Raw genomic sequence first — 21,966 nt, 5'->3', positions numbered from 1 at the left:
ACTGAACCTATTTTACAAGTAAATAATTTATGCATTGAACAAGGTGGGCAGCGGCTGTGGGATGGCTTTAGCTTATCACTGACTAGCGGTGAACGTCTTGGGATATCTGCGCCCAGTGGTTTTGGGAAAACCACGTTGGGCCGAGTATTAGCTCAGTGGCAAAAGGCATCCCAAGGAACCATTTTGTTTGAAGGGCAACCGTTACCTCAACAAGGTTATTGCCCAATTCAATTAGTCCCCCAACATCCCGAAAAAAGCTTTAACCCCTATCGCAAGGTGGGGGCGAGTTTATTTGATGCTTGGCAGCCAGAAACCCATTGGTTAGAGCGCTTTTCGATTAAACCTGCTTGGCTTGAAAGGCTTCCCAGTGAGTTATCGGGTGGTGAACTTGCTCGTATTGCGTTACTGCGAGCCCTTGACCCGCGAACGAAAATTTTAATTGCCGATGAAATCACCGCACAGTTAGACGCCAATTTGCAAAAAGAAATTTGGCAGTTGTTAGTGAAATTATCCGAAGAGCGACCACTCGCAATGGTTATTTTTAGCCATAACAAAGCGTTATTAGAGAAAGTGTGTAGCCGTATTTGGGGAGTTAGCAAAACCTAGATGAAGTTCGTGTATTGACAAAAATATTTTTTTATTAATAATTGTCCCGTGTCCTAGGACGTGAGACGAGGCGGAATTTAGAATATGAAAAGTCAAGATATACTGATTCTTTTAAAAATAATTTCGATGCATATCGATTTGAATCGTCAGAATTTCGATAGTGATACTTTTCATTTATATGAAAGTAAAGTTGATTGGGGGGATATGTTTGAGAGGCAGGATGCTTCGGGAGAGTCATCCGCGGATTTTTCTTTAGCTTATGTTGATGATGATGTTTTAGTCGTCGTAGAGGATGAGGATGAATGGACAGAAAAAGGGCTAAAGCCTAGTTATAATGAGGAAAGCGCGATTAAAAGCCGTTTTTCTGTCAGAAATCTTGAGTTTTTGACAGGAATTAGTAAGTCACAAATCAGTTTAGGCTTAAATCGTATGTACGATGTTGGTCTAGCGAAGCCAGATAGAAGATTAGCGATTCCCAAGGTGAATACTAAGGCTTTATTTGATTTTATTGCTTTTGGAATCAAGTATGTTTTTCCTGCAAAGGAAGGTGAGCTGACGAGGGGGATTGCAACGTCAATAGCAGCTCCTGTATTAAAAGGAAAACTAATGACATCAGGAGAATTTCCTCTTGTATGGCCAGATCCAAGAGGAAAGACAAAAGGATTTGCTATTGAGCCATTACATTCTAATATTATTCGTGCAGTTCAATTAGATAGTAGGCTGTATGCAATGTTAGCTTTAGTTGATGCGGTTAGGATTGGCAGACCGAGAGAGCACAATCTATCCTTAGAAAAACTAAAAATCATTTTTGAGGAAGTTAAATGAGCGAGAAGGTTAACTTACAAAAAAGTATGTTACTGGTGGTTGCAGATGCATTAGGTGAAGAGCTATTAGCTCAAGTTGTTTTTGTTGGCGGTTGTACTACAGGCTTGTTAGTCACTGATGAATATACCAAAGAGCAAATTAGATATACTGATGATGTTGACTTGGTGGTCGATATAGTTGGTTATGCTAAGTGGAGCCAATTACAAGAAAAGTTGAGAGAACGAGGGTTCAGGGAAGATCCTTTTGATGATGTTATCTGCCGAATGTTAATTGGTGAATTCAAAGTTGACTTTATGCCTGTAGACCAAAATGTATTAGGTTTTAGTAATCGCTGGTACAAAGAAGCTGTAGAAATGGCATGCCAATATCAATTAACTCAGAATGTCACTATAAATTTAATTCGGCCTGAATATTTTATTGCCACAAAATTAGAGGCGTATCTAGGTAGAGGGAATGGTGATTTATTAAGTAGTCGAGATATTGAAGATATTTTAAATATTTTCGATGGAAGAGAAAGTATTGTTGAAGAGATCTCTCAGTCAAATACAGCATTAAAAGAATATATTTCAAATAATTTAGCTTTATTGATTCATGAATATGATTTTGAAATGGCAGTACAGAGCACTAGCCAAGGAGTTCGTTCACGAGAAGATATTATTTTTGAAAGATTAACCCAATGCATCAAACATTAACGCGAACAGCTAAAGAGCTCTCATGGTTATTTGCAACTCAAATGGGTGCTGATAGAAAACAAAATAAAGATTTATATGCGTTAATTGACCGAGGTAATTTTAATTTGGTGATTGCTTTTGACGTTTCAACGTCATCTCCAGCTACTACTGAAATGGCTAAATTCTTCTTTGAGATAGTTATTCAAGAATTAAATTCAATAGAGCAGAGCCACTTAACTGAAAATATCGTTGATCATATTTTACAGCTTGGATTTAAAGGAACTAAAGCTAAATATAAAATTGGGAAGGCGAGCTTATTAGTTATTGGAACTTTTAATTCGGGGGAATCTGTTTTTTGTTTTCATACGGGAGATATTCGTTTAGGTAACTGGAAAAAAGATAAATCGATAAATTGGCTTACTAATGTTCATACTGGTGCTAATCCACTCGGCGAACCTTTTGTACAAAGTATGTTGAAGGATGAAAATAGAAAAATAGTCACTCGATGTTTTAATTTACAAAAAGCATTTTTACTTGATTATAAAGAAGTCACTGAGGTGGATTGTCGGCTAATTATTGCAACAGATGGTTTTTGGGCTGAATGTGATAATGAAAAGCAACAAGCCATTATTGAAGGAAGTGAATTTTCAGTTCAAGATGACTTATCTGTATTGGTTTTAACGTGGGATCGTGATGATAAATTGCCATGTAATCAAAATGGGCTATTGATACTTTGATACCCACAGTAACTTAAAGTGCCACTTGGCTAATTACATGTGTGATTAGCCTGAAAACGAAGTTCACTCTAGGCATTTTTGACAAATGTCATAGGGATATCTAAACCCATCCTCTATTTTAAACCCCTTAAATGAAAATGATAACCATTACTGTTATTGGGGTGAATATATGTCTTATCGTTTAAAACGGCACCAATTGGCGCATTGTATTGCACTCACTTTAGGTATAGGAACTTTGGCGACACCAATTGGGTTCGCTGCACCAGCAATGACATCGGACAAACTGATCGTCACGTCTTCAACAAGTCAAAGCCGTTTGTCACCGAGTGAACAGCAAGAAAAAGGCAAGCTTGAAAAAGTGGCTGGCGGAACAAATTTAGTTGTTATCGAAAAAGAGACTCGCCTTGCGACCTTACAAGATGCTCTTGATTATCAGCCTGGGCTTGTGATTCAAAATTTCTTTGGTGGTATTGATCAGCCGCGTTTGAATATTCGTGGGTCTGGAGTACAAAGCGCACCGCTTGCTCGTGGTGTATTGCTGCTCCAAGATGGCTTACCCGCGACGGATGCTGACGGCAGTTTTCACATCAGCACCTTAGAAATGCGTGATGCGCGGATGGTGAGTGTACGCCGCGGCGCAAATAGCCTTAACCCACAAAGTAATAGTTTGGGAGGTGAATTGGATGTGCTCTCTTACACGGGTCGAAACGAGCAAGGCCGCCTACGTTATGAGTACGGCTCCCATGGTCGCGAAGGGTTACAAACGGCATTTGGTGGCGTTTCTGACGATGGGGTATTTGATGGTCGTGTTAATTTCACTTATGACCATTTTGATGGCTATCGCAAACACTCTGCTTCTCAACGTAAAACGTTACGCAGCAACTTTGGTTATGTGACTAATAACTTTGAAAACCGAACTTGGTTGAGTTGGACAGATTTGCGCTTTGACGTTGCGGGGCCTGTTTCTGAAGAGGTACTCAATAATAACCCTACAGATGTGTACCCGATGGTGTGGCTACGTGACCCACACCGTAATGTTGAGCAATTCCGAGTGGCTAACCGCTCAGACTGGCAAGTGGATAACCAAGCGATTGGCGCTGGAGTTTGGCACATTCGTACTCATGATAATTTTACTACTCCCGCTTACTACCGTTTTAGCCGCAGCCACAGTGAAGGGCTACAATTCACCTATAATATTGAAACTGAACCCGTGACATACCGTACGGCACTTGCATGGGACCAAATGACCTTGCAGACTGAATTAATGCAAAACCGTAAAGGGACACCGGCAGACAAAACAAGAATAGGCAAATATGATGGCCGAGCTGAAAACCTCTATGGCAGTGTGGGGGTAGACTTACATATTACACCAACAGTGACAGTTAACTTAGATGTCAAAGGTACGCATGCACGCCGTGACGTAGAAAAACGGCAAAGTCATTTGTCGTTAGACCAAAGTTGGACATTTTGGACACCAAAAGCGGGGGTTATTTGGCGCCCAACGGAAAGCCAGCGCTACTTTGCTAATATCAGTGCGAGTGAAGAACCTGCAACATTTTGGGAAATTATTAACTCTAGCAATGGAAAACTGACGAAACTCTCACCACAAAAAGCCATTACTTATGAAATTGGTGGAGAAGGGGATGTCACTGATGGGTTGAAATGGAACCTTGCGCTGTACCGCAGTCAAATTAAAGATGAGTATATTACCACTTATGACAGTGCAGGGACGGTTGTTGGCGTGTTTAATTATGCCGCGAAAACCCGTCATCAAGGCTTAGAAGCTGGGCTGACAGGACGTGTTGGCGCAGGGCCGGGGGATATCAATTACCGAGTTTCATGGACTTATAATGATTTCCGTTTTATGGGGGGAGAGTATAACGGCAACTATATCGCAGGTATTCCTCGCAATATTGTCGCTGCCGAGGTGTTATATGAAATTGGGGATTGGAGCTTCGGGCCAAACATTCATTGGGCGCCAACGGATATGGCTGTTGATCACCAAAACAATCTTGATATTCAAAAACGTAAACATTACGCCGTATTAGGGCTTAAAGGTAGCTATAAACCAACAGAGCAGTGGTCTGTGTATTTATCGATGGATAATTTAACGGATGAACGTTATGCGACAACATCAGTTGCTAATCAGACCGTCACAGCAAAAGATAGCACCTTGTTCCCCGGTATGGGCTTTAATGTGAATGGTGGTGTAACCTATAACTTCTAATAATGAATAAACGCATTAATACTCGTTAATGCGTTATTCTTAAAATGGGCGCTGTGCAGAAATAGATAATTTCGTTAAGTAGTTTTCATTATGGATATGCACAGTGTCTTTCTCGATATCAATAAACCCTTTTTGCCGCCACCCAGAAACTAACCGACTGAGTGTTTCGTAACGTATGCCTAATTTAGCCGCGAGCTGGCCCCGAGATAAAGGCAAAACAATATTTGAAGTCAGTTGCTTATGCTTTAAATCGAGAATATAGGCCGCTAGCCGTTGTTCAGCAGAACTCGAAGTTAGCCAGTCGATATGGTTAATGTTCTCATATAGTTTGCTACTAAAACGCCTTAGCAGTTTCTCCATAATTTGCGGGCAGGCATGGCATAGTCGTAAAATATCGCGTTTATCAAGTAGCAAAGCTTCACCGTCGGTTTTTGCCCGTAAACTCATGGGATAACGGTTGTGAGGCATAAAAACGGCTGCGATGGCAACAATTTCCCCCGTACAAAACAAACCAAAAATTTTTTCTTCACCCAAATAGGTGTGGCGATACACTTCCATTTGCCCGCTGATCATCAAGGGGCAATGCTTAAATGGTTCCCCTTCATGGTTCAGAATTTCACCACTTTTAAAGCGAATATGGCCACAATTTTCCAGCAGTAATGCCAGTTTCTCATCTTCTACCCCATTAAACAGTAAGCACGATTTAAGGGCATTGAGTGATTGTGCATGGGGGAAAACGTTTTTGACAAATGTCATAGGTCATCCTCTTACGCCGTCTTAGAATGGCTTAAGTATAAATGATAATCATACACATTATCAATTGAGATGTTAGCAGAGAGCTGAATAACCCTATGATAAACAATGCTTTTAGACTCGCCGCCGTTTTTCTAACTTTTGGTGGAATAGCCAATGTATATGCATCACAAGCTGTTGATTTCACAGATATGTCAGGTGATAAAATTCATTTATCAGCCCCTGCAAAACGTATTGTCGTGATCCCAATCCCTGCCGCTTCGATGTTAGTTGGCATGGATGAAAGCAGTGAAAAATTAGTCGGAATGCATCCTTTTGCAAAGGTTGCTGCGCGAGATGGCATGCTAAGCCAAATGTTTTCTCCTGTTCTACAAGTGAATTCAAATGTGGTGGGTAACAATTTTACGCCAAACATTGAAGCATTACTTAATGTGGAGCCCGATTTAGTGTGGCAATGGGGTCATCGAGGGGATGATATTATTTCCCCTATGCGTGATGCAGGGCTGACTGTTGCTACGTTAGATTATGGGCAAGAACGCTATACGCAAGAGTGGGTTCGCCTAATGGGACAAACACTTGGCCACAATGATAAAGCACAGAAGATGATCCAGTGGCGCCAAGAAGTTGTCGATACACTCTCAGCAACTACCGCTGAAATACCAGAAGCGCAGCAGCCCCGAGTCCTGTATTTATCCCATTTTAACCAGAGTATTCAAACATTTGGCTCAACATCACACAACAATGCAGATTTTGCACTGGCGGGTGGGGTGAGCTTAAACCGTGACCTCACTGGGCCAAGAACCCTCAATATTGAGCAAATTCTGGTTTGGGACCCTGACATTATTCTATTAGGTAATTTCGAAGAAGGGTTATCGCCAGCTGATGTTTACCGCAACCCTATGCTAAGTGAAGTCACCGCCGTGAAAAACCAGCGTGTGTATAAGCTCCCTATTGGTGGTTTTATCTGGGATGCACCAAACCAAGAAACACCACTGTACTGGCAATGGTTATCGATGATTTTTCACCCAGAAACGATGAAAGTGCCATTGCGTGAGGAAATTCGCCTTAGATATCAGCAACTTTATGGCTATGACGTGTCAGATGAGCAAATTGACGGAATTTTGCAAATAGAGATGAACAAAAGTAGCCAACACTACCTTTCTTTAATGGGGGAACCGCATGCGTAAGCCCCAATATCTTTGGTTCGTTTTTGCCATTTGCTTATTGTTGACTTTTGTTTTGGCCCTAAGCTGTGGGCGTTACCCAGTTTCGTTTTCCGCGGTTTGGCATATTCTCTATGACACTATTTTTGGTAATGAAATGATGGGGAACTATAGCCGAACGGAACAAAATGTGGTGCTGAATGTGCGCTTACCGCGTGTTCTGATAGCAGGAACGGCAGGGGCTGGGCTGGCGGTTGCGGGGGCTGCTTTGCAAGGTATTTTCCGCAACCCATTAGTTGGGCCGCAAATTATTGGTGTTTCATCAGGGGCTGCATTGGGTGGCGCGCTAGCTATTTTATTATTTTCTTCTTTGTTGGTCACCATTTCATTGGCTTTCATCGGTGGGTTGCTAGCTATCGTGCTGGTTTTCTTATTGGGTTTGAATCGCCAAGGCAGCCAGCTATTAATGTTAATCCTTGCGGGGGTGATTATTAATGCTTTTTTTGCTGCATTAATTTCGTTAATTACCTATTTTGCAGACCCAAATAACACGTTACAAACCATTGTTTTTTGGCTTATGGGCAGCTTTGCCAGTGCGTCTTACCTCAAACTCAATATTGTTTTTCCGGTTGTGCTGGTCTGTGTCTTGGTCATTTTTGCGTTGCGTTTTCGTATCAATGTGCTGTCCCTTGGGGAAGAAAATGCACAAGCTTTAGGGATGAAAATTAATAGAACCCGCTGGGCTGTGTTACTCAGCGTAACCTTGATCACCAGTGCGACAGTGGCGGTATCCGGTACCATCGGCTGGGTAGGGCTGATTGTTCCACATATTGCTCGGCTAATGGTAGGGCATGATCACCGGATATTACTGCCTGCCAGTGCGGTCATTGGTGGGATTTATATGGTAGCTGTCGACACCTTTGCACGCAGTATGACGAATGCAGAAATTCCATTAAGTGTGATCACCGCACTGATCGGTGCCCCTATTTTTGCACTACTGATCCACACATTGAATAAAAAGGTGGCCGATTTATGATCCAAGTTGAACACCTTAATTTCAAAATAGCCCAACGCCAATTATTTACGAATGTTAGTTTTCGGCAACCAAAGGGCAGTATTGGCGCGATTTTAGGGCCAAATGGCCGCGGAAAAACAACTTTATTAAAACTACTACTCGGCGTACAAAAAGGATCAACAGGCAATATTTCCCTAAATGCCCCCGTTGCTTATGTTCCACAGCTTAGTGGTTCACTGTTTCATTACTCTGTTCGCACTATGGTGAGTCTCGGGCGTATTCGTCATTTACCTTGGTATGCCTCACCCAATGAAAAAGATAACCAAATTGTAGAGCAGTGTTTAGCGTACTTAGGCATAAGCAAATTTGCTGACCAACCCTTTAACTGCCTCAGTGGAGGGGAAAAACAAATGGTCATGATTGCGAGGGCATTAGCCAGCGAACCAGAAATTCTGATTCTTGACGAACCGACATCCGCATTGGACCTTGCCAACCAAGACAGTGTGCTCAGCGTCTTACGTGACTTAGCCATACATCGCGGAATGACTATCTTATTCACGAGTCATTATCCACAGCATGCGCTGCATATCGCTGATTATTCACTGTTGTTATTTAACGGCAGCGGTTGTTTATTTGGTGAAACTGAACAAATTTTAACGGAAGAAAACCTGACACAACTGTACCAATTACCCGTCGCAATTACGCCAATGGATTATCAAGGCCGGCAGACCCAAGGGGTCATTCCGCTATTTAGATAACTGAATGAAAACGATTGAATTAAGGAATATTAAACGATGAGCAATAACACAATAACACCTTCAGAAGCGCTGATTATCAATCAGTTAATTAATTATACTGAACAAGGTATTGCAAGCCGCGTATTAGCGAAAAATGGCGGGGGAAATATCACCTTATTTGCTTTTGATAAAGGCCAAGCGCTGTCTGAACACAGCGCCCCTTTTGATGCGATTGTGATGGTTGTTGAAGGGAGCTTACAACTTACCATCGAAGGAAAGCCAGTAATGGCTAAACCGGGGGAAGTTGTCAGAATGCCTGCTAATATTCCTCATGCGGTAGATGCGCTTGAGCCCGCAAAAATGCTGTTAGTTATGTTACGTGAGCCTGAAACGGCTTGTACACATTAACTTGGAGGTGAAAATGGACCAATCATTTACCGCCCACGAAGCAGGGCACAAATTTCTAGCACGCTTGGGGAAAAAACGTTTACGCCCAGGGGGAAAAGAAGCAACCGAATGGTTACTTAGCCAATCAGGGTTACACAAGAACAGCCAAGTTCTTGAAGTCGCGTGTAATATGGGAACCACTGCCATTGAAATTGCCTCCCAATTCCATTGTCATATTACGGGTATTGATATGGACAAGCAGGCGCTCGTACAAGCACAAAAGAATGTTGCGAATAAAGGGCTAACAGATTTAGTGACAATCCAAATGGCGGATGCATCAAAACTACCGTTTGAGGACAACAGTTTTGATGTGGTTATTAATGAAGCCATGCTAACCATGTACGGCGATAAAGCGAAAGCGAAGCTATTGCAGGAGTATTATCGAGTACTAAAACCGAGTGGCTGTTTATTAACCCATGATATTGCATTTAAGGATGCCCAAGCTGTTCAAAGTGTGGTTTCCCAAATGCAGCAAGCGATTAATGTTAAAGCACAGCCATTACCTGAAGCGCAATGGATAGAATTATTTCAACAAGCGGGCTTCCAGCAAGTGTTATCTCACACTGGGCCAATGACGTTGCTATCACCAAAAGGGTTGATTTACGATGAAGGTATTTTGGGTGCCCTAAAGATTATCCGTAATGCATTGAAGAAAGAAAATCGTCCCCAATTTTTGCGTATGTTCCGTCATTTTCGGCAAAATCGTGGAAAGTTGAATTATATTGCAGTCGTTAGCGTGAAGTAATTAATAGGAAGATCTTGCGCAAGGATGCGTGACTAGTACTGAATAACCTTTCATTATCTGTTGTTAATAATAATAATTCTTATATTTATCTTGATTCTTAGTTACTGTTGATAATAATTATTTGATAAAATAATAAACAGTAATTTAGTTATGCATTGTGATTTATTTTTTAGATTCAATAACAGCAATTCTAATAATGTAAAGGTTTAATTTAATGAAAATAAAGCATTTTTTTATTATCTCTCCTTGCTTTCTCCCTTTTATTTCCCCCTCCGTATTTGGCGCCGATAAAAAAGAAGAGTCCATAACCGTATCTGCTACACGTGGTTATAAAACCGTTTCAGAAATGGCACAAACCACATGGGTGATTGATAATGCTGAAATTGAGCAGCAAGCTGAAGGTGGAAAAGAATTAAAAGATATTTTAGCGCAGCTTATTCCAGGAATGAGTGTCAGTGGCCAAGGGCGGACAAACTATGGCATGAATATGCGTGGCCGTTCAATGATTGTGATGGTGGATGGAGTACGCCTTAACTCTTCTCGTAGTGATAGTCGCCAATTAGATTCTATCGATCCTTTTAATATTAATCATATCGAAGTTATTTCAGGCGCAACGGCGATGTACGGTGGTGGTAGCAGTGGTGGCTTGATTAATATTGTGACGAAAAAAGGCCAAGAAGAAAAACAAGTTTCCCTGCAATTAGGTGGAAAAACAGGCTTTAACAGTGGTAAAGATCACGATGAAAATATTGCTGCAGCAGTAAGTGGTGGTAATGAGAACGCTCACGGACGTGTTTCTGTTGCTTATCAACGCTATGGCGGTTGGTATGATGGCAAAGGTAATGCGATTAATATTGATAATACCCAAACAGGGCTGCAATTTTCTGATCGTTTGGATGTGATGGCGTCAGGTACTATCAAAATCGATGAAAAACAACAGGTTCAAGCTGTTTATCAGCATTATAAAAGTGAGTCTGATGGTAAACACGGCCTCTATTTAGGAAAAAATTTTTCCGCGGTTAAAGGGCAAGGTGAAGCTTATAACAGCAGCAAATTAAGTTCTGACCGTTTGCCGGGAACTGAGCGTAATTTGCTCAATTTACAATATTCAAATGCAGATGTATTTGGGCAGGATTTTGTTGCACAAGTTTATTATCGTGATGAATCACAAAAGTTTTATCCTTTCCCAACCCTTACAGGCAAAGATGTTACAAGTATCAGCTCATCGGATCAAAAAACCAATTTTTATGGAACTAAGCTGACGTTCAATAGCCAACCTATCGATGAATTAACGTTAACTTATGGTGTGGATGCAGAGCATGAGCAATTTCGTGCGAACCAAATGTTTTTTGATTTAGATAAAGCGAAAGAATCCGGGGGAATGGACTTAACTAAAGCTTTCCAAATTGGCCGCTATCCAAGCTATACCACGACGAATATGGCGACATTTTTACAAAGTAGTTATGACATTACGCCAATGTTCACGTTAAGCGGTGGTGTACGTTATCAGTACACAGAAAATAAAGTCGATGATTTTATTGGTTATGCACAGCAAGAAGCGATTGCTAACGGAAAAGGTAAATCAGCAGATGCAGTACCGGGTGGGAAAACGGATTACAACAACTTACTGTTTAACGCAGGGCTGCTGGTTAACTTAACCGAAGAGCAACAAACATGGTTTAATTTCTCTCAAGGCTTTGAAATTCCTGATATTGCTAAGTATTACGGAACAGGTGATTATGCGAAGACCCCAGATGCCAATGGCCACTATCATCTCAATAAAAGTGTTAACATTAATGATACCAAGGTAAAAGGAATTAAGGTTAACTCTTTCGAGTTAGGATGGCGTTACACAGGGGAAAACTTACGCACACAAGTTGCTACCTATTATTCTTTGTCTGATAGAAGCTATGGCATTAATAAAGATGACATGACCATCTATATGAAAACCGATAAACGCCGTATCTATGGGGTAGAAGGTGCGGTGGATTACTTCTTTGCTGACTCAGATTGGAGTGTTGGAAGTAACTTCAATCTACAAAAATCAGAAACTAAAGTGGATGGTAGTTGGGAAAAATGGAGCGTTGATTTCGCGAGCCCATCAAAAGTGAATGCCTATATTGGTTGGGAGCCGAATGACTGGGCGCTACGCTTACAAAGCCAGCAAACGTTCAATTTAACGGATGCGGCTGGTAAGAAACTCGATGGTTATAATACCGTTGATTTATTAGGAAGTTATATGCTACCAGTGGGTAAAGTTAGCTTTGCTGTCGAAAACCTGCTGGATAAAAATTACTCCACAATTTGGGGACAGCGGGCACAAAGCTTATATAGCCCTAAATATGGCGCTGCAAACCTGTACGATTATAAAGGCCGTGGCCGAACTTTTGCCCTTAATTACAGTGTGACTTTCTAATTTGATATTTTAACTAATGATAAGCCACTGTACAGTGGCTTTATTCATACCAACCTATTTAAATTTAAGGTAAAAGATTTTCCATGAAATTATTTCTCACAGGATTATTGTGCTTACTAAGCTTTTGGGGGCAGGCAAAAACGCCAACGGTGATTACCGACTTACAAGGTCGTGAAGTCACAGTTAATCTTCCCGTTGAAAAATTATTTTTGGTGGATAGTCGTGATATTTTGCCAGTGGATATTGCTGCGGGTAAAAGTGGGATATCTCGTATTGCGGGTTGGAGTGATTCGCTTACGCAGTACGCGCCAGATTTAAAACAAGCTTATTTCAGTGTGTTGCCTGAATTAGACAAAATTCCAACCTTAAAGAAAACTCGTGAAGCGGGTCTTCAAGTTGAAAAATTGATCGAATTAATGCCTGATGTGGTAATTATGCATAAGGCTAATTATGGTGCGATGCGTGATAGCCAAATTTTACCGCAACTTGAAGCCGCCGGTATTCAAGTTATTTTTATTGATTTTCGAATGGATATCGCGAAAAACACGCCGAAAAGTATTTTATTATTAGGGAAATTATTAGGAACACAAGAAAGAGCTGAACAGTTTGCGAAACTGTATCAAGAAAAATTAGATGCGATTGAAAGCCAATTAGCTCAGCCATTTCCAACTGTTTTGATTGAAGCGAATGCAGGGTTATTTAGCGATAATTGTTGTCAACTTTATGGTCGTTCAGGTTACGGTTCTTTAGCGGCCCTGGCAGGTGGAAATAATCTAGTTGCAGATAGCTTTCCTGCAAAAGGGGCTGAAAGTTCCATTGAGAATATTATTACATTAAACCCAGAATATTATTTACTGACAGGCGCCGATTGGCACAACTTTAATCGTCGTTCGCTCGCAGTAAGCTTAGGATATAATGCAAATAAAGCTAACGTGCAGAAGCAGTTATCAGTATTAATGGATAGACAAGGGATCTCATCATTAACGGCAGTTAAAGAAAAGCGCGTTATGGCGATTTACCATAATTTTTACAACAATCCGATGAATATATTTGCCATTGAAGCTATGGCTAAATTTATGCATCCAGAACGATTTAGCGCATTAAATCCAGAACAAAACTTAGTCGAATTCCAAAATCAATTTACAGAGATCCGAGAAACTGGCGTGTTTTGGGTGAGTTTATAAAAATAGGGCTGCTAACTTTTTGTTGGTAATAGAAACTAACAAAAAGTTAGGTCGCTAATTTGTCTCTGCATAGCTTCCCATTTATCAATAAACTCTCTGAAACCCTTTGTTCTATCATATCTCCCAGTTTTTTTATAAACTGGGAGTATTGCTATGTTAGTCATGGCAACTAAAAATTTGTTAGCTAGAATCAAGAGATAGATCACAAATTGCTCAAATCTTGATTGAGTCTCCATTATTATCTAACTAATATTTAGTTAGGCTTAAAATAAGTTTGGTAGAAGATGAAAATTATTCAAGACAACTTTGAAATGTTATTGGCAGTTATGAAAGGAATTGCGGGCCAATTTGGCGACAATTGTGAAGTGGTATTACATGACCATAGCAAAGGGTTAGAAAGTAGTATTGTTGCAATTATTAATGGCCATGTTACGAAACGAAAGGTGGGAGACCCAAGTAGTAATTTAGGGCTTGAGGTACTGCGTGGGACAGATGTTGATGGCGACAAATACAATTATTTTACCCAAACCAAAGATGGGAAAATGTTGCGTTCAACTTCAATTTATTTACGTGATGAAACTGGCAAAGTTTCTGGGGCGCTTTGTATTAATCAAGATATCTCAGAATTTATTGCCGCAGAAAAAGCCATTCAAGGTATTACACAACGTAATAGTATTGAGCAAGATACGGTTAAGGAAGTTTTTGTCACGGACGTCAATGAAATTTTAGATCACCTTATTCAAGAATGCATGCAGGTTATCAAAGTCCCTGTCATCAATATGGGTAAAAAAGAAAAAATGGATGCAATTAAATTCTTTGATGATAGAGGTGCTTTCTTAATCAAAAAAGCAGGTGAGAAAATCTGTGAGTTTTTAAATATTTCCAAATATACCCTTTATACCTATTTAGCGGAATTAAAAGGGGAAGACAATAATGAAGAATAAGAGAGGTTTTTATGCCAATAACGCCTTACGTTGCTTTAGACTTACAGCAACTTGAAAAAAATGTCAGAGGCATGACAGGCAAGCTAACACAGCAAGGTATTGAACACTGGCCGCATATAAAAACACATAAATCAGTAGAATTAGCGAAATTTGAGATCGCCTGTGGTGCAAAAGGAATTACATGTGCCACATTGCAAGAAGCGACGGTTATGGCGAAAGGCGGAATTGATCATATTCTGCTTGCTTACCCAATGATTGGTGAACAAAAATGTCAGCAATTTATTGAGTTAGCTAAAAAAATAAAATTAAGAACGATTATTGATAGCCTACAAGGAGCTGAACAATTATCAGCAGCAGCAAAGCAAGAAAACCAAATTATTGAGGTCTATATTGCTGTTGATTATGGTGCTCACCGGGAAGGTATTCAATTAGATGACTTAGAGCCATTTGCACTGGCAATACAAAAATTACCTAATTTGAAAATTATTGGTGTATTTACTTATGCAGGAACAATATACCAATACCGAACCGAGCCTGAAATACGTAAAGCGGCAAAAGCAGAAGCAGATCTTTTATTATCTTGCCAAGAACGGTTAGAAAAATTGGGTATTACAGCGCCTCGGACATCTGGCGGGTCAACACTATCTTCATTCTATGCTGATGAATTAAAAGGGATTACAGAGTCACGGGCTGGGAACTTTATTTTTGGAGATATGAATGCTATCTATGGTGGTATTTATACGCCTGAAGATTGCGCTTTAACAATAAGAACAACTGTTGTGAGTATTCCTATTGAGGGGTATGCAACAGTAGATGCAGGGACAAAAACATTAACTTCTGACCAATCTGCAGAACCAGGCTTTGGTTATATAGTGGAAGACCCAAATATAAAACTAGTTAAATTAAATGAAGAACATGGCTATCTTCGCTATGACCCAAAACAAATTAAATTAAATATTGGTGATGTATTAAATATTATACCGAATCACAGTTGTGTCATTCCTAATTTAACAAACAAAATATATGCATTAAATAATAATGAAATAGGCCATATTATTACACCAGACGCACGATATTAAATATCGGAGAATAAAATGTATAAATTAAATGAACAGCAACAACATGAGTTGCTAGAGCTTCTTTGTGCCTTAATTCGGCATAAATCCGAAAACCCGCCAGGGGAAGAACAACAAGTTGCTGAATTTATATATCATTATTTTAAACAAGAAAATATTGATGTTGAAATGCAAGAGGTAGCTCCTGGTCGTCCAAATGTTATTGCACATTTAAAAGGTTCAGGAAAAGGTAAACATTTATTATTTAACGGTCATATAGATGTTGTGCCTTGTGGCTGTGGTTGGAGTACCGAGCCATTCGACCCTGTGATTAAAGATGGAAAGGTTTTTGGGAGAGGGGCTGCAGATATGAAATCTGGTGTTGCTGCAATGATGTATACGGCAACATTATTAAAACGTAATCAAGATACATTTTCAGGTAATTTAACTTTAGTATTTAATGTGGATGAGGAGAGAATTAATCTTGGCATGCTGCATTATATTAAAGATGGAATTTCTGCAGATTATGCCATTATTGGTGAGCCAACTTCTCTTGGTGTATGCATCGCACATAAAGGCGTTAGCCGCTATAATTTAAGTACTAAAGGCACTGCAGGCCATGCAGCAAAAACTCGTTATCCTGATAGTGCAATTTCTAAGATGTCTAAAATACTACCTGCTATAGAACAACATCGCGCTTCTGTTGAGGAAATTAGTCATCCACTATTAGGTAGTGCTTCAATGATTATAACCACTATTAATGGTGGCACAGCTCCGAATATTGTTCCTCAGCATTGTGATATTGAAATAGATAGAAGACTCGTTCCAGGGGAAGAAAAACAAGAAATAGAAGCGAGATTACATCAAGCTATCGCGCAATATAATAAAGGTGAAGAGATAGATTATCACTTAGACAATTACTTATTTATTCCCGCTTCAGATATCCCAGCGGATCACGAATTAACTAAAGTTGCATTAGATACAGTGAGCCGTTTCACAGAAAAAACAGCGCTACCTGAAATATTTGAAGCGACATGTGAGGCGCCTTTTTTCTCGGTTACCAGCCAGATCCCTACACTTATTATGGGGCCTGGGGGACTAGCTCAAGCTCATGTTAAAGATGAGTTTGTTGAAATAAAAGAGTTATATCTTGCGGCTGAAATTTATTATGACATGGCAAATACATTGCTGAATAAATAGGAAAATTGAATGAATATTGAGAAGAAATTAGAAGAAAAAGGAATTAAACTTGCCACACCAGAGGCACCAAAGTTTTCATATGTATCTATTAAGCAGTATGGTGATTTACTTTATACATCAGGCCATGATTGTCAAAAAGATGGAGTATTAATTTATAGTGGTACATTAGGTAAAGAATTAACAGTCGAGCAAGGCCAAGAAGCAGCAAAACAGTGTATTGTTAATATATTTTCCTCGTTAAAAGCCTATTTAGGAGATTTAGATAAAATTGATGAATGTATAAAATTATTGGGCTTTGTACAAAGCACTGATGATTTTAAAAACCAGCCACAAGTCATGAATGGAGCTTCAGATTTTTTAATTGAAATACTCGGTGATAAAGGTAAGCATGCACGTTCAGCAATAGGTACGAATACATTGCCTTTTGATACGCCAGTGGAAATAGAATTAATATTAAAGCTAAAGTCGTAAATAATAGATAACAACTAAAGATTATTAATAAAATAAATCTGCGGAGTAAATATTATTCCGCAGGGTCCTGTTACGTCTTAAAGGTACTTAATTATGTCACTACATGCGAGTAAAAGACTAAAGCGCTGGCAGCTTATTGCGCTTACATTTTTGTTGATAGCAGGTATCATTAACTTTTTAGATAGAGCATCACTCTCTATTGCTAACTCTACAATAAGTAAAGAATTAGGATTTAGTGCAACCCAAATGGGATTACTGTTATCAGTATTTTCATTTGGTTATGCGTTATGCCAATTACCTATAGGTATGGTAATGGAGCGCTTTGGAGTTAAAAAGATTTATGGCTTTGGTTTGTTCTTATGGTCGTTAGCACAAACGGTTACAGGGCTATTATCTTCATTTACCCATTTAATTATTGCGCGAGTTATTTTAGGTATTGGTGAAGCCCCACATTTACCTACAGGCGTTAAAGTCGTTAATGATTGGTATAATATTCGTGAACGAGGGTTACCTATGGGGATTGTTAATATGTCCTCTACGTTAGCTCAAGCGCTGGCTCCACCTTTGCTCATTGCATTAATGTTAGCTTTTGGCTGGCGTACAATGTTTATTATTATCGGTATTAGTGGGATTATTCTGTCTATACTTTGGTTTATTTTCTATCGTAATCGTGAACAATTAGAATTAACAGATGATGAATTAAACTATTTAAATGACGGAGCTCCACCATCTTCAACGAATAAAGTTTCTTTCAAAGAATGGGCATCATTATTTAAACAACGTTCTTTATGGGGAATGATTATTGGGTTTAATGGTGTGGGTTATATGGTTTGGCTATATCTAACATGGTTGCCCGCTTATCTTGAAAACTCCAGAGGTTTAAGTCTAGAAAAAACTGGCTGGGTTGCCGCAATACCCTTTTTATTTGGTGCGCTTGGAATGCTCGTAAATGGTGTTGTTGCAGACTATGTGGTGAAACGTGGTGCTGACAAAATGAAAAGCCGTAAATGGATGATTTGCTTAGGCTTATTATTTGCTGCCATATTTACACTACCTGCTGCTTATACTGACAGCACATTTTCAGCTGTTGCTTGTATTAGTATGGCCTTGTTTTCTATTCACTTTGCAGGGACTTCTGCTTGGGGATTGATTTTAGTTTCAGTGCCTTCTCGTTTAATTACCTCAGTGAGTGGTATTCAAAATTTCGGTGGTTTTATTGGAGGGTCATTTGCTCCGATTATTACCGGTATTATTATTGACCAAACACATTCATTTACCTTAGCCCTTGTTGTTTGTGCAACGGTCGCATTCCTTGCATCATTGGTTTATTTCTTCTTTGTTAATGAACCAATTAAAGACCCTGCAGAGATGGAAGTAAAAGTAGTATAGTTAAATTTTATGGCCACTTTTTATAAGTGGCTTTTCTATAAAAAACAAATCTTATATTGATGCTCTAATTAGGTCATTGTTTGTAATTGATTGTTTTTATTGTCTGTTATTCGATTTTTTAATTCAGTATAAATTTAATCATCAAAATTGGAATATGTAATTCTCATAAATAATATGCTAATAATAACCAGCCACATGATTATATGTTTTTAATTTTCCAAAGGAGTTTAAAATGAGAAAGGTTATTATATCTAGTGTATTATTTGCTGTATCTACAATTTCATTTAACTCAATGGCAGCTGACAAAAATACGGTTACACCTGAGAATATGACTTGCCAGCAATTTATTAATTTAGATCCTCAAAGCTGGGCACCTGTTGCGTTATGGGTAACAAACCAAGAAACGCAATTTAAAGGTGGAGATTATGTTGCGCTAACAGAGCAAAGTGTTGCTGAGGTCCCTCAGATTGTTGAGTTTTGTAAGAAAAAACCGGAAGGCACTCTGCAAGATTATTTAGCATCTAAGAAATAATGCTAACTATTATGCCATGGAGGGCATAATAGCCATTAACAATGAGAAAAATGAGTTTTTATACTGTGGTAGATTAGAAACTACACTTTAGAAACATTGAATCGATATATCTTTATTTATTTACAGCTAATTTATCGACTAAAAAATCGATAAATGCACGTGTCTTAGCCGGTAAAACAAAAGTATTTGGATAAAGTAATTGAATATTTTGTTTCGGTAAACGGTATTCGGGTAACACATGAACTAAACGCTCATGCTGCAAGTCGTCGTCAACCATCCAAGCAGGGCAGATAGCAATACCTAAAGAGGCTAGCACCATATGGTGAATAACGGCCGCAGAATTAGACTCATATTGGCTTTTAATTAAAGGTAAGTAATATTTTTCATTTTTTGAATTCTGTAAAAAATATTGAGGATCTTGCCAGTTTAATAGCGCATGGTTAATCCATGGGACATTTGCTAAATCAGTGAGTTGTTTGATTGGGTATTTTTTTAGAAATTCAGGAGTGGAGACTAAGTAAATCTCATATTCACCCAGTTTTTTCATTTTAAGAGATGAATTTTTTAAATTACCTAATCGAATAGATAAATCGAGTTTTTCTGTGATCAGGTCATCTAATGATGAGTTAAATGAATATTGTAACCTTAACTTAGGATAAAGGCGGCAAAATTCAGGGAGTAGCGGCAAAATAAAACGTTGGCCAAATTCACTCGTTGATGAAAAACGTAGCAAACCAGCAATATTCGTTCCTAAATTTTGGCTTTTTTCGAATGCTTCATTTATTTGATTTTGAATACGTTTAAAGTCGTCATAAAAATGTTTTCCTACCTCTGTTAATGCAATATTTCGCGTGTTTCGTGTTAGCAAGCTTACATTAAGCTGACCTTCTAATTGTTTGATATCGACACTAACCATAGAGCGACTTAGCCCTAAAATATCTGCGGCTTTAGTGAATGAACCCGAATCAACAACCTGTAGAAAACTGATAATCTTTTTAAGGTTTCTTTGCATAATGATAAAGATTGTTCTTTTTTATTAAACAATCATGTTACCTCCCTTGTATCGACAAAGAAAGTACTTAAACCTATTCTTTGCCACCGGAGGAAGCCCATGACTTATCGATACAAAATTGCCACAGTATTTTTACTCGGTTTCTTTATTGATTGTATTAATATTTTTATGTCAGCGATAGCATTGCCTGACATTGCTGCATCATTTTCAGCAAGCCAATCTCAAGTGGCTTGGGTTGCCAATGCCTATATTTTAGGTTTAGTTCTGGTGATGCCAATCAGCTTATGGTTAGCAGGTAGGTTAGGTAACCAAAAATTACTGTGTTATTCCATGCTACTTTTTTCTATTGCAGCTTGGCTCAGTGGAAGCAGTGATTCAATATATAGCTTAATTTTTTGGCGCTTTATCCAAGGGGCTGCGGGAGGGTTATTAATTCCGGTAGGTCAGGCGTTAGTTTTTGCATTATTTCCAAATAATGATCGTCAGCGTATATCAACATTGATTATGACAGTCGCGTTAATTGCTCCCGCATTTTCACCTACAATTGGCGGCCTAATTATTGATTCTTTGTCTTGGCATTGGGTCTTTTATTCTAATTTACCTTTCTCATTACTAACGGCAGTACTCGCTTGGATATGGATAAAAAATGATGGGAAAAAAATAAGAGAAAAGCCAGATATTTTGGGGCTAATAATGGTGAGTTTAAGTTTGTTAAGCCTATTATTATCATTTTCTTTTTATAATGATTATCACAATTTACTATTGGCTTTGGCGAGCTTTTTTACTTCTGTATTCGTATTTATTGTTTACCTTAAATATGCCCAAAAATGTCGAGAACCTATTTTAAATTTTCAGTTATTGAAAAATAGCAATCTGCGTAATGCTTTTATTGTTTACTATGCTGTTCCCGGTATTTTTACGGGAGTTAATTTACTCAATATTTTTAATCTACAAGAGAACATGGGGTTCAGTGCAGCAAAAACCGGGCTATTTATGGTGCTATATGCATTGGGGGCGGTAATATCAATGTTAACTGGTGGACGTCTTTACTTACAGATAGGAAAAAAACGATTATTTATTATTGGTATTACATTACATAGCCTTGGTATTTTTCTGCTTTATTGGGTCTCATCTTCCAGCCAGCTCAGTTTATTGATAATTGCTTATTTATTGATGGGGATGGGTGGAGGGTTGAGCGCCAATACTGCACAAATTAGCTCGTTGATGGATTTCAAAGACAAAGATTTACTTCAAGGTAGCGTGTTATGGAATATTAATCGACAAGTCGCATTTAGTGTTGGTGCAGTCGTATTTATTTCTATATTTAGCTTAATGACTTTCTCGAGTGATTTATTACGTTATCAACTTACGTTTCTTATTGCATCAATACTCGGGTTACTTTCATTAATTTCAGTGATCAAGGAAAAATAAATGAGTGAAACAATGGAAAGAGCGCAGCAAAGCGTGGTGGATTTACATATTCTTATTGAGGATATTTTTACAGGGCGTCGTGGTAATAAAAGTTTGGCGCCGTTATTAGCCAGCTTCGATGACAACTTCAAAATGGTTACCACACAAGGCCATTGTATTGGATTAAATGCAGTGACTCAGTTATTTAGTCAGAATGTAGGGGCTAGAACATCATTTTCTACAGAGTGTATTAATCTGATTCCATTGCGCGAAGACAATGGCTATTGCTGGGTTCAGTATCAAGAAAAACAGCAAATAAATGGTATTGAGTCGTTAAGAATTTCGACTGCATGTATCAGGGTCGAACCCGAAAAGTGTGTTTGGGTTTATTTGCATGAAACACCGGTAGTGTAGCTTTCCATGGTTT

22 protein-coding genes are annotated in these 21,966 nt (G+C 38.9%); 20 read left to right on the top strand and 2 right to left on the bottom strand.

Annotated elements, in window-relative coordinates; genetic code table 11:
- Positions 1–9: 9 nt before the first annotated feature.
- The 5 genes from PZ638_RS16415 (at position 10) to PZ638_RS16395 (ending at position 5,066) form a co-directional block, all read left to right on the top strand.
- A complete protein-coding gene (locus PZ638_RS16415; protein WP_162493684.1) occupies positions 10–606 on the top strand; it encodes an ATP-binding cassette domain-containing protein in 597 nt (198 codons plus the stop codon).
- Positions 607–690: 84 nt separating this feature from the next.
- Positions 691–1,431 carry a hypothetical protein gene (locus tag PZ638_RS16410; protein WP_206277477.1) on the top strand — a complete coding sequence of 247 codons (741 nt, stop codon included), beginning with the start codon at positions 691–693 and terminating at the stop codon, positions 1,429–1,431.
- The gene (locus PZ638_RS16405) at positions 1,428–2,123 is read left to right on the top strand and encodes a hypothetical protein (protein ID WP_241098212.1); all 696 of its coding nucleotides are present in this window, start codon (positions 1,428–1,430) and stop codon (positions 2,121–2,123) included. The genes PZ638_RS16410 and PZ638_RS16405 overlap by 4 nt, the downstream gene beginning before the upstream one ends.
- The gene (locus PZ638_RS16400; RefSeq protein ID WP_072503036.1) at positions 2,108–2,839 is read left to right on the top strand and encodes a PP2C family serine/threonine-protein phosphatase; all 732 of its coding nucleotides are present in this window, start codon (positions 2,108–2,110) and stop codon (positions 2,837–2,839) included. Before PZ638_RS16405 ends, PZ638_RS16400 begins: the two co-directional genes overlap by 16 nt.
- 169 nt (positions 2,840–3,008) lie before the next feature.
- Positions 3,009–5,066, top strand: coding sequence for a TonB-dependent receptor family protein (locus tag PZ638_RS16395; protein ID WP_144139864.1), 2,058 nt, complete (start codon positions 3,009–3,011; stop codon positions 5,064–5,066).
- Positions 5,067–5,105: 39 nt separating this feature from the next.
- On the opposite strand, the gene PZ638_RS16390 is transcribed toward PZ638_RS16395, so the two are convergent.
- Positions 5,106–5,822 carry a Crp/Fnr family transcriptional regulator gene (locus PZ638_RS16390; RefSeq protein WP_004257865.1) on the bottom strand — a complete coding sequence of 239 codons (717 nt, stop codon included), beginning with the start codon at positions 5,820–5,822 and terminating at the stop codon, positions 5,106–5,108.
- 95 nt (positions 5,823–5,917) lie between these two features.
- On the opposite strand from PZ638_RS16390, the gene PZ638_RS16385 reads away from it, so the two are divergent.
- The 13 genes from PZ638_RS16385 to PZ638_RS16325 all read left to right on the top strand — a co-directional run bounded on the left by PZ638_RS16385 (position 5,918) and on the right by PZ638_RS16325 (position 19,117).
- Positions 5,918–7,006 carry an ABC transporter substrate-binding protein gene (locus PZ638_RS16385; RefSeq protein WP_094961081.1) on the top strand — a complete coding sequence of 363 codons (1,089 nt, stop codon included), beginning with the start codon at positions 5,918–5,920 and terminating at the stop codon, positions 7,004–7,006.
- Complete coding sequence (locus PZ638_RS16380; protein ID WP_004257854.1) at positions 6,999–8,018, top strand: FecCD family ABC transporter permease; 1,020 nt, start codon at positions 6,999–7,001, stop codon at positions 8,016–8,018. Before PZ638_RS16385 ends, PZ638_RS16380 begins: the two co-directional genes overlap by 8 nt.
- Positions 8,015–8,755, top strand: a complete 741-nt coding sequence (locus PZ638_RS16375; RefSeq protein ID WP_206277478.1) for an ABC transporter ATP-binding protein — start codon at positions 8,015–8,017, stop codon at positions 8,753–8,755. Before PZ638_RS16380 ends, PZ638_RS16375 begins: the two co-directional genes overlap by 4 nt.
- Before the next feature lie 36 nt (positions 8,756–8,791).
- Positions 8,792–9,142: a cupin domain-containing protein gene (locus PZ638_RS16370; RefSeq protein WP_004257847.1), complete on the top strand. Its 351-nt coding sequence runs from the start codon at positions 8,792–8,794 to the stop codon at positions 9,140–9,142.
- Positions 9,143–9,155: 13 nt separating this feature from the next.
- Positions 9,156–9,926, top strand: a complete 771-nt coding sequence (locus PZ638_RS16365; RefSeq protein ID WP_136134338.1) for a class I SAM-dependent methyltransferase — start codon at positions 9,156–9,158, stop codon at positions 9,924–9,926.
- A gap of 214 nt (positions 9,927–10,140) precedes the next feature.
- On the top strand, positions 10,141–12,342 hold the full coding sequence (locus PZ638_RS16360) for a TonB-dependent siderophore receptor (RefSeq protein ID WP_094961082.1): 2,202 nt from the start codon (positions 10,141–10,143) through the stop codon (positions 12,340–12,342).
- Between the two features lie 83 nt (positions 12,343–12,425).
- On the top strand, positions 12,426–13,526 hold the full coding sequence (locus tag PZ638_RS16355; RefSeq protein WP_004257836.1) for an ABC transporter substrate-binding protein: 1,101 nt from the start codon (positions 12,426–12,428) through the stop codon (positions 13,524–13,526).
- 284 nt (positions 13,527–13,810) lie between these two features.
- A complete protein-coding gene (locus tag PZ638_RS16350; protein ID WP_004257829.1) occupies positions 13,811–14,470 on the top strand; it encodes a helix-turn-helix transcriptional regulator in 660 nt (219 codons plus the stop codon).
- Positions 14,471–14,481: 11 nt separating this feature from the next.
- A complete protein-coding gene (locus PZ638_RS16345; protein WP_144139858.1) occupies positions 14,482–15,549 on the top strand; it encodes an alanine racemase in 1,068 nt (355 codons plus the stop codon).
- A gap of 15 nt (positions 15,550–15,564) precedes the next feature.
- On the top strand, positions 15,565–16,725 hold the full coding sequence (locus tag PZ638_RS16340; RefSeq protein WP_004257824.1) for a M20 family metallopeptidase: 1,161 nt from the start codon (positions 15,565–15,567) through the stop codon (positions 16,723–16,725).
- 9 nt (positions 16,726–16,734) lie between these two features.
- On the top strand, positions 16,735–17,196 hold the full coding sequence (locus PZ638_RS16335; protein WP_094961087.1) for a RidA family protein: 462 nt from the start codon (positions 16,735–16,737) through the stop codon (positions 17,194–17,196).
- A 93-nt stretch (positions 17,197–17,289) separates the two neighbouring features.
- Complete coding sequence (locus PZ638_RS16330) at positions 17,290–18,585, top strand: MFS transporter (RefSeq protein WP_112307502.1); 1,296 nt, start codon at positions 17,290–17,292, stop codon at positions 18,583–18,585.
- Positions 18,586–18,817: 232 nt separating this feature from the next.
- Positions 18,818–19,117 carry an HdeA/HdeB family chaperone gene (locus tag PZ638_RS16325; protein WP_036958008.1) on the top strand — a complete coding sequence of 100 codons (300 nt, stop codon included), beginning with the start codon at positions 18,818–18,820 and terminating at the stop codon, positions 19,115–19,117.
- Positions 19,118–19,229: 112 nt separating this feature from the next.
- Here PZ638_RS16325 and PZ638_RS16320 read toward each other — a convergent pair whose 3' ends face one another.
- Complete coding sequence (locus PZ638_RS16320; protein ID WP_206277508.1) at positions 19,230–20,129, bottom strand: LysR family transcriptional regulator; 900 nt, start codon at positions 20,127–20,129, stop codon at positions 19,230–19,232.
- 99 nt (positions 20,130–20,228) lie between these two features.
- Here PZ638_RS16320 and PZ638_RS16315 point away from each other — a divergent pair, with 99 nt between their 5' ends.
- Complete coding sequence (locus PZ638_RS16315) at positions 20,229–21,560, top strand: MFS transporter (RefSeq protein ID WP_180312109.1); 1,332 nt, start codon at positions 20,229–20,231, stop codon at positions 21,558–21,560.
- A complete protein-coding gene (locus tag PZ638_RS16310) occupies positions 21,561–21,953 on the top strand; it encodes a hypothetical protein (RefSeq protein ID WP_110591258.1) in 393 nt (130 codons plus the stop codon).
- Positions 21,954–21,966: the final 13 nt, after the last annotated feature.

This window comes from Providencia hangzhouensis, assembly GCF_029193595.2.
Classification (GTDB): Bacteria; Pseudomonadota; Gammaproteobacteria; order Enterobacterales; family Enterobacteriaceae; genus Providencia; species Providencia hangzhouensis.
Note: the sequence above shows the minus strand (reverse complement) of the source record. Positions and strands in the feature narration are given on the sequence as shown.

Excerpts from the sequence above, each read along its gene's own strand:
- PZ638_RS16320 (WP_206277508.1), bottom strand. The coding sequence starts at position 20,129 with ATGCAAAGAAACCTTAAAAAGATTATCAGTTTTCTACAGGTTGTTGAT.
- PZ638_RS16335 (WP_094961087.1), top strand. The coding sequence starts at position 16,735 with ATGAATATTGAGAAGAAATTAGAAGAAAAAGGAATTAAACTTGCCACA.
- PZ638_RS16340 (WP_004257824.1), top strand. The coding sequence starts at position 15,565 with ATGTATAAATTAAATGAACAGCAACAACATGAGTTGCTAGAGCTTCTT.
- PZ638_RS16315 (WP_180312109.1), top strand. The coding sequence starts at position 20,229 with ATGACTTATCGATACAAAATTGCCACAGTATTTTTACTCGGTTTCTTT.
- PZ638_RS16375 (WP_206277478.1), top strand. The coding sequence starts at position 8,015 with ATGATCCAAGTTGAACACCTTAATTTCAAAATAGCCCAACGCCAATTA.
- PZ638_RS16390 (WP_004257865.1), bottom strand. The coding sequence starts at position 5,822 with ATGACATTTGTCAAAAACGTTTTCCCCCATGCACAATCACTCAATGCC.
- PZ638_RS16360 (WP_094961082.1), top strand. The coding sequence starts at position 10,141 with ATGAAAATAAAGCATTTTTTTATTATCTCTCCTTGCTTTCTCCCTTTT.
- PZ638_RS16350 (WP_004257829.1), top strand. The coding sequence starts at position 13,811 with ATGAAAATTATTCAAGACAACTTTGAAATGTTATTGGCAGTTATGAAA.
- PZ638_RS16380 (WP_004257854.1), top strand. The coding sequence starts at position 6,999 with ATGCGTAAGCCCCAATATCTTTGGTTCGTTTTTGCCATTTGCTTATTG.
- PZ638_RS16330 (WP_112307502.1), top strand. The coding sequence starts at position 17,290 with ATGTCACTACATGCGAGTAAAAGACTAAAGCGCTGGCAGCTTATTGCG.
- PZ638_RS16405 (WP_241098212.1), top strand. The coding sequence starts at position 1,428 with ATGAGCGAGAAGGTTAACTTACAAAAAAGTATGTTACTGGTGGTTGCA.
- PZ638_RS16325 (WP_036958008.1), top strand. The coding sequence starts at position 18,818 with ATGAGAAAGGTTATTATATCTAGTGTATTATTTGCTGTATCTACAATT.
- PZ638_RS16345 (WP_144139858.1), top strand. The coding sequence starts at position 14,482 with ATGCCAATAACGCCTTACGTTGCTTTAGACTTACAGCAACTTGAAAAA.
- PZ638_RS16355 (WP_004257836.1), top strand. The coding sequence starts at position 12,426 with ATGAAATTATTTCTCACAGGATTATTGTGCTTACTAAGCTTTTGGGGG.
- PZ638_RS16395 (WP_144139864.1), top strand. The coding sequence starts at position 3,009 with ATGTCTTATCGTTTAAAACGGCACCAATTGGCGCATTGTATTGCACTC.
- PZ638_RS16310 (WP_110591258.1), top strand. The coding sequence starts at position 21,561 with ATGAGTGAAACAATGGAAAGAGCGCAGCAAAGCGTGGTGGATTTACAT.
- PZ638_RS16370 (WP_004257847.1), top strand. The coding sequence starts at position 8,792 with ATGAGCAATAACACAATAACACCTTCAGAAGCGCTGATTATCAATCAG.
- PZ638_RS16400 (WP_072503036.1), top strand. The coding sequence starts at position 2,108 with ATGCATCAAACATTAACGCGAACAGCTAAAGAGCTCTCATGGTTATTT.
- PZ638_RS16410 (WP_206277477.1), top strand. The coding sequence starts at position 691 with ATGAAAAGTCAAGATATACTGATTCTTTTAAAAATAATTTCGATGCAT.
- PZ638_RS16385 (WP_094961081.1), top strand. The coding sequence starts at position 5,918 with ATGATAAACAATGCTTTTAGACTCGCCGCCGTTTTTCTAACTTTTGGT.
- PZ638_RS16365 (WP_136134338.1), top strand. The coding sequence starts at position 9,156 with ATGGACCAATCATTTACCGCCCACGAAGCAGGGCACAAATTTCTAGCA.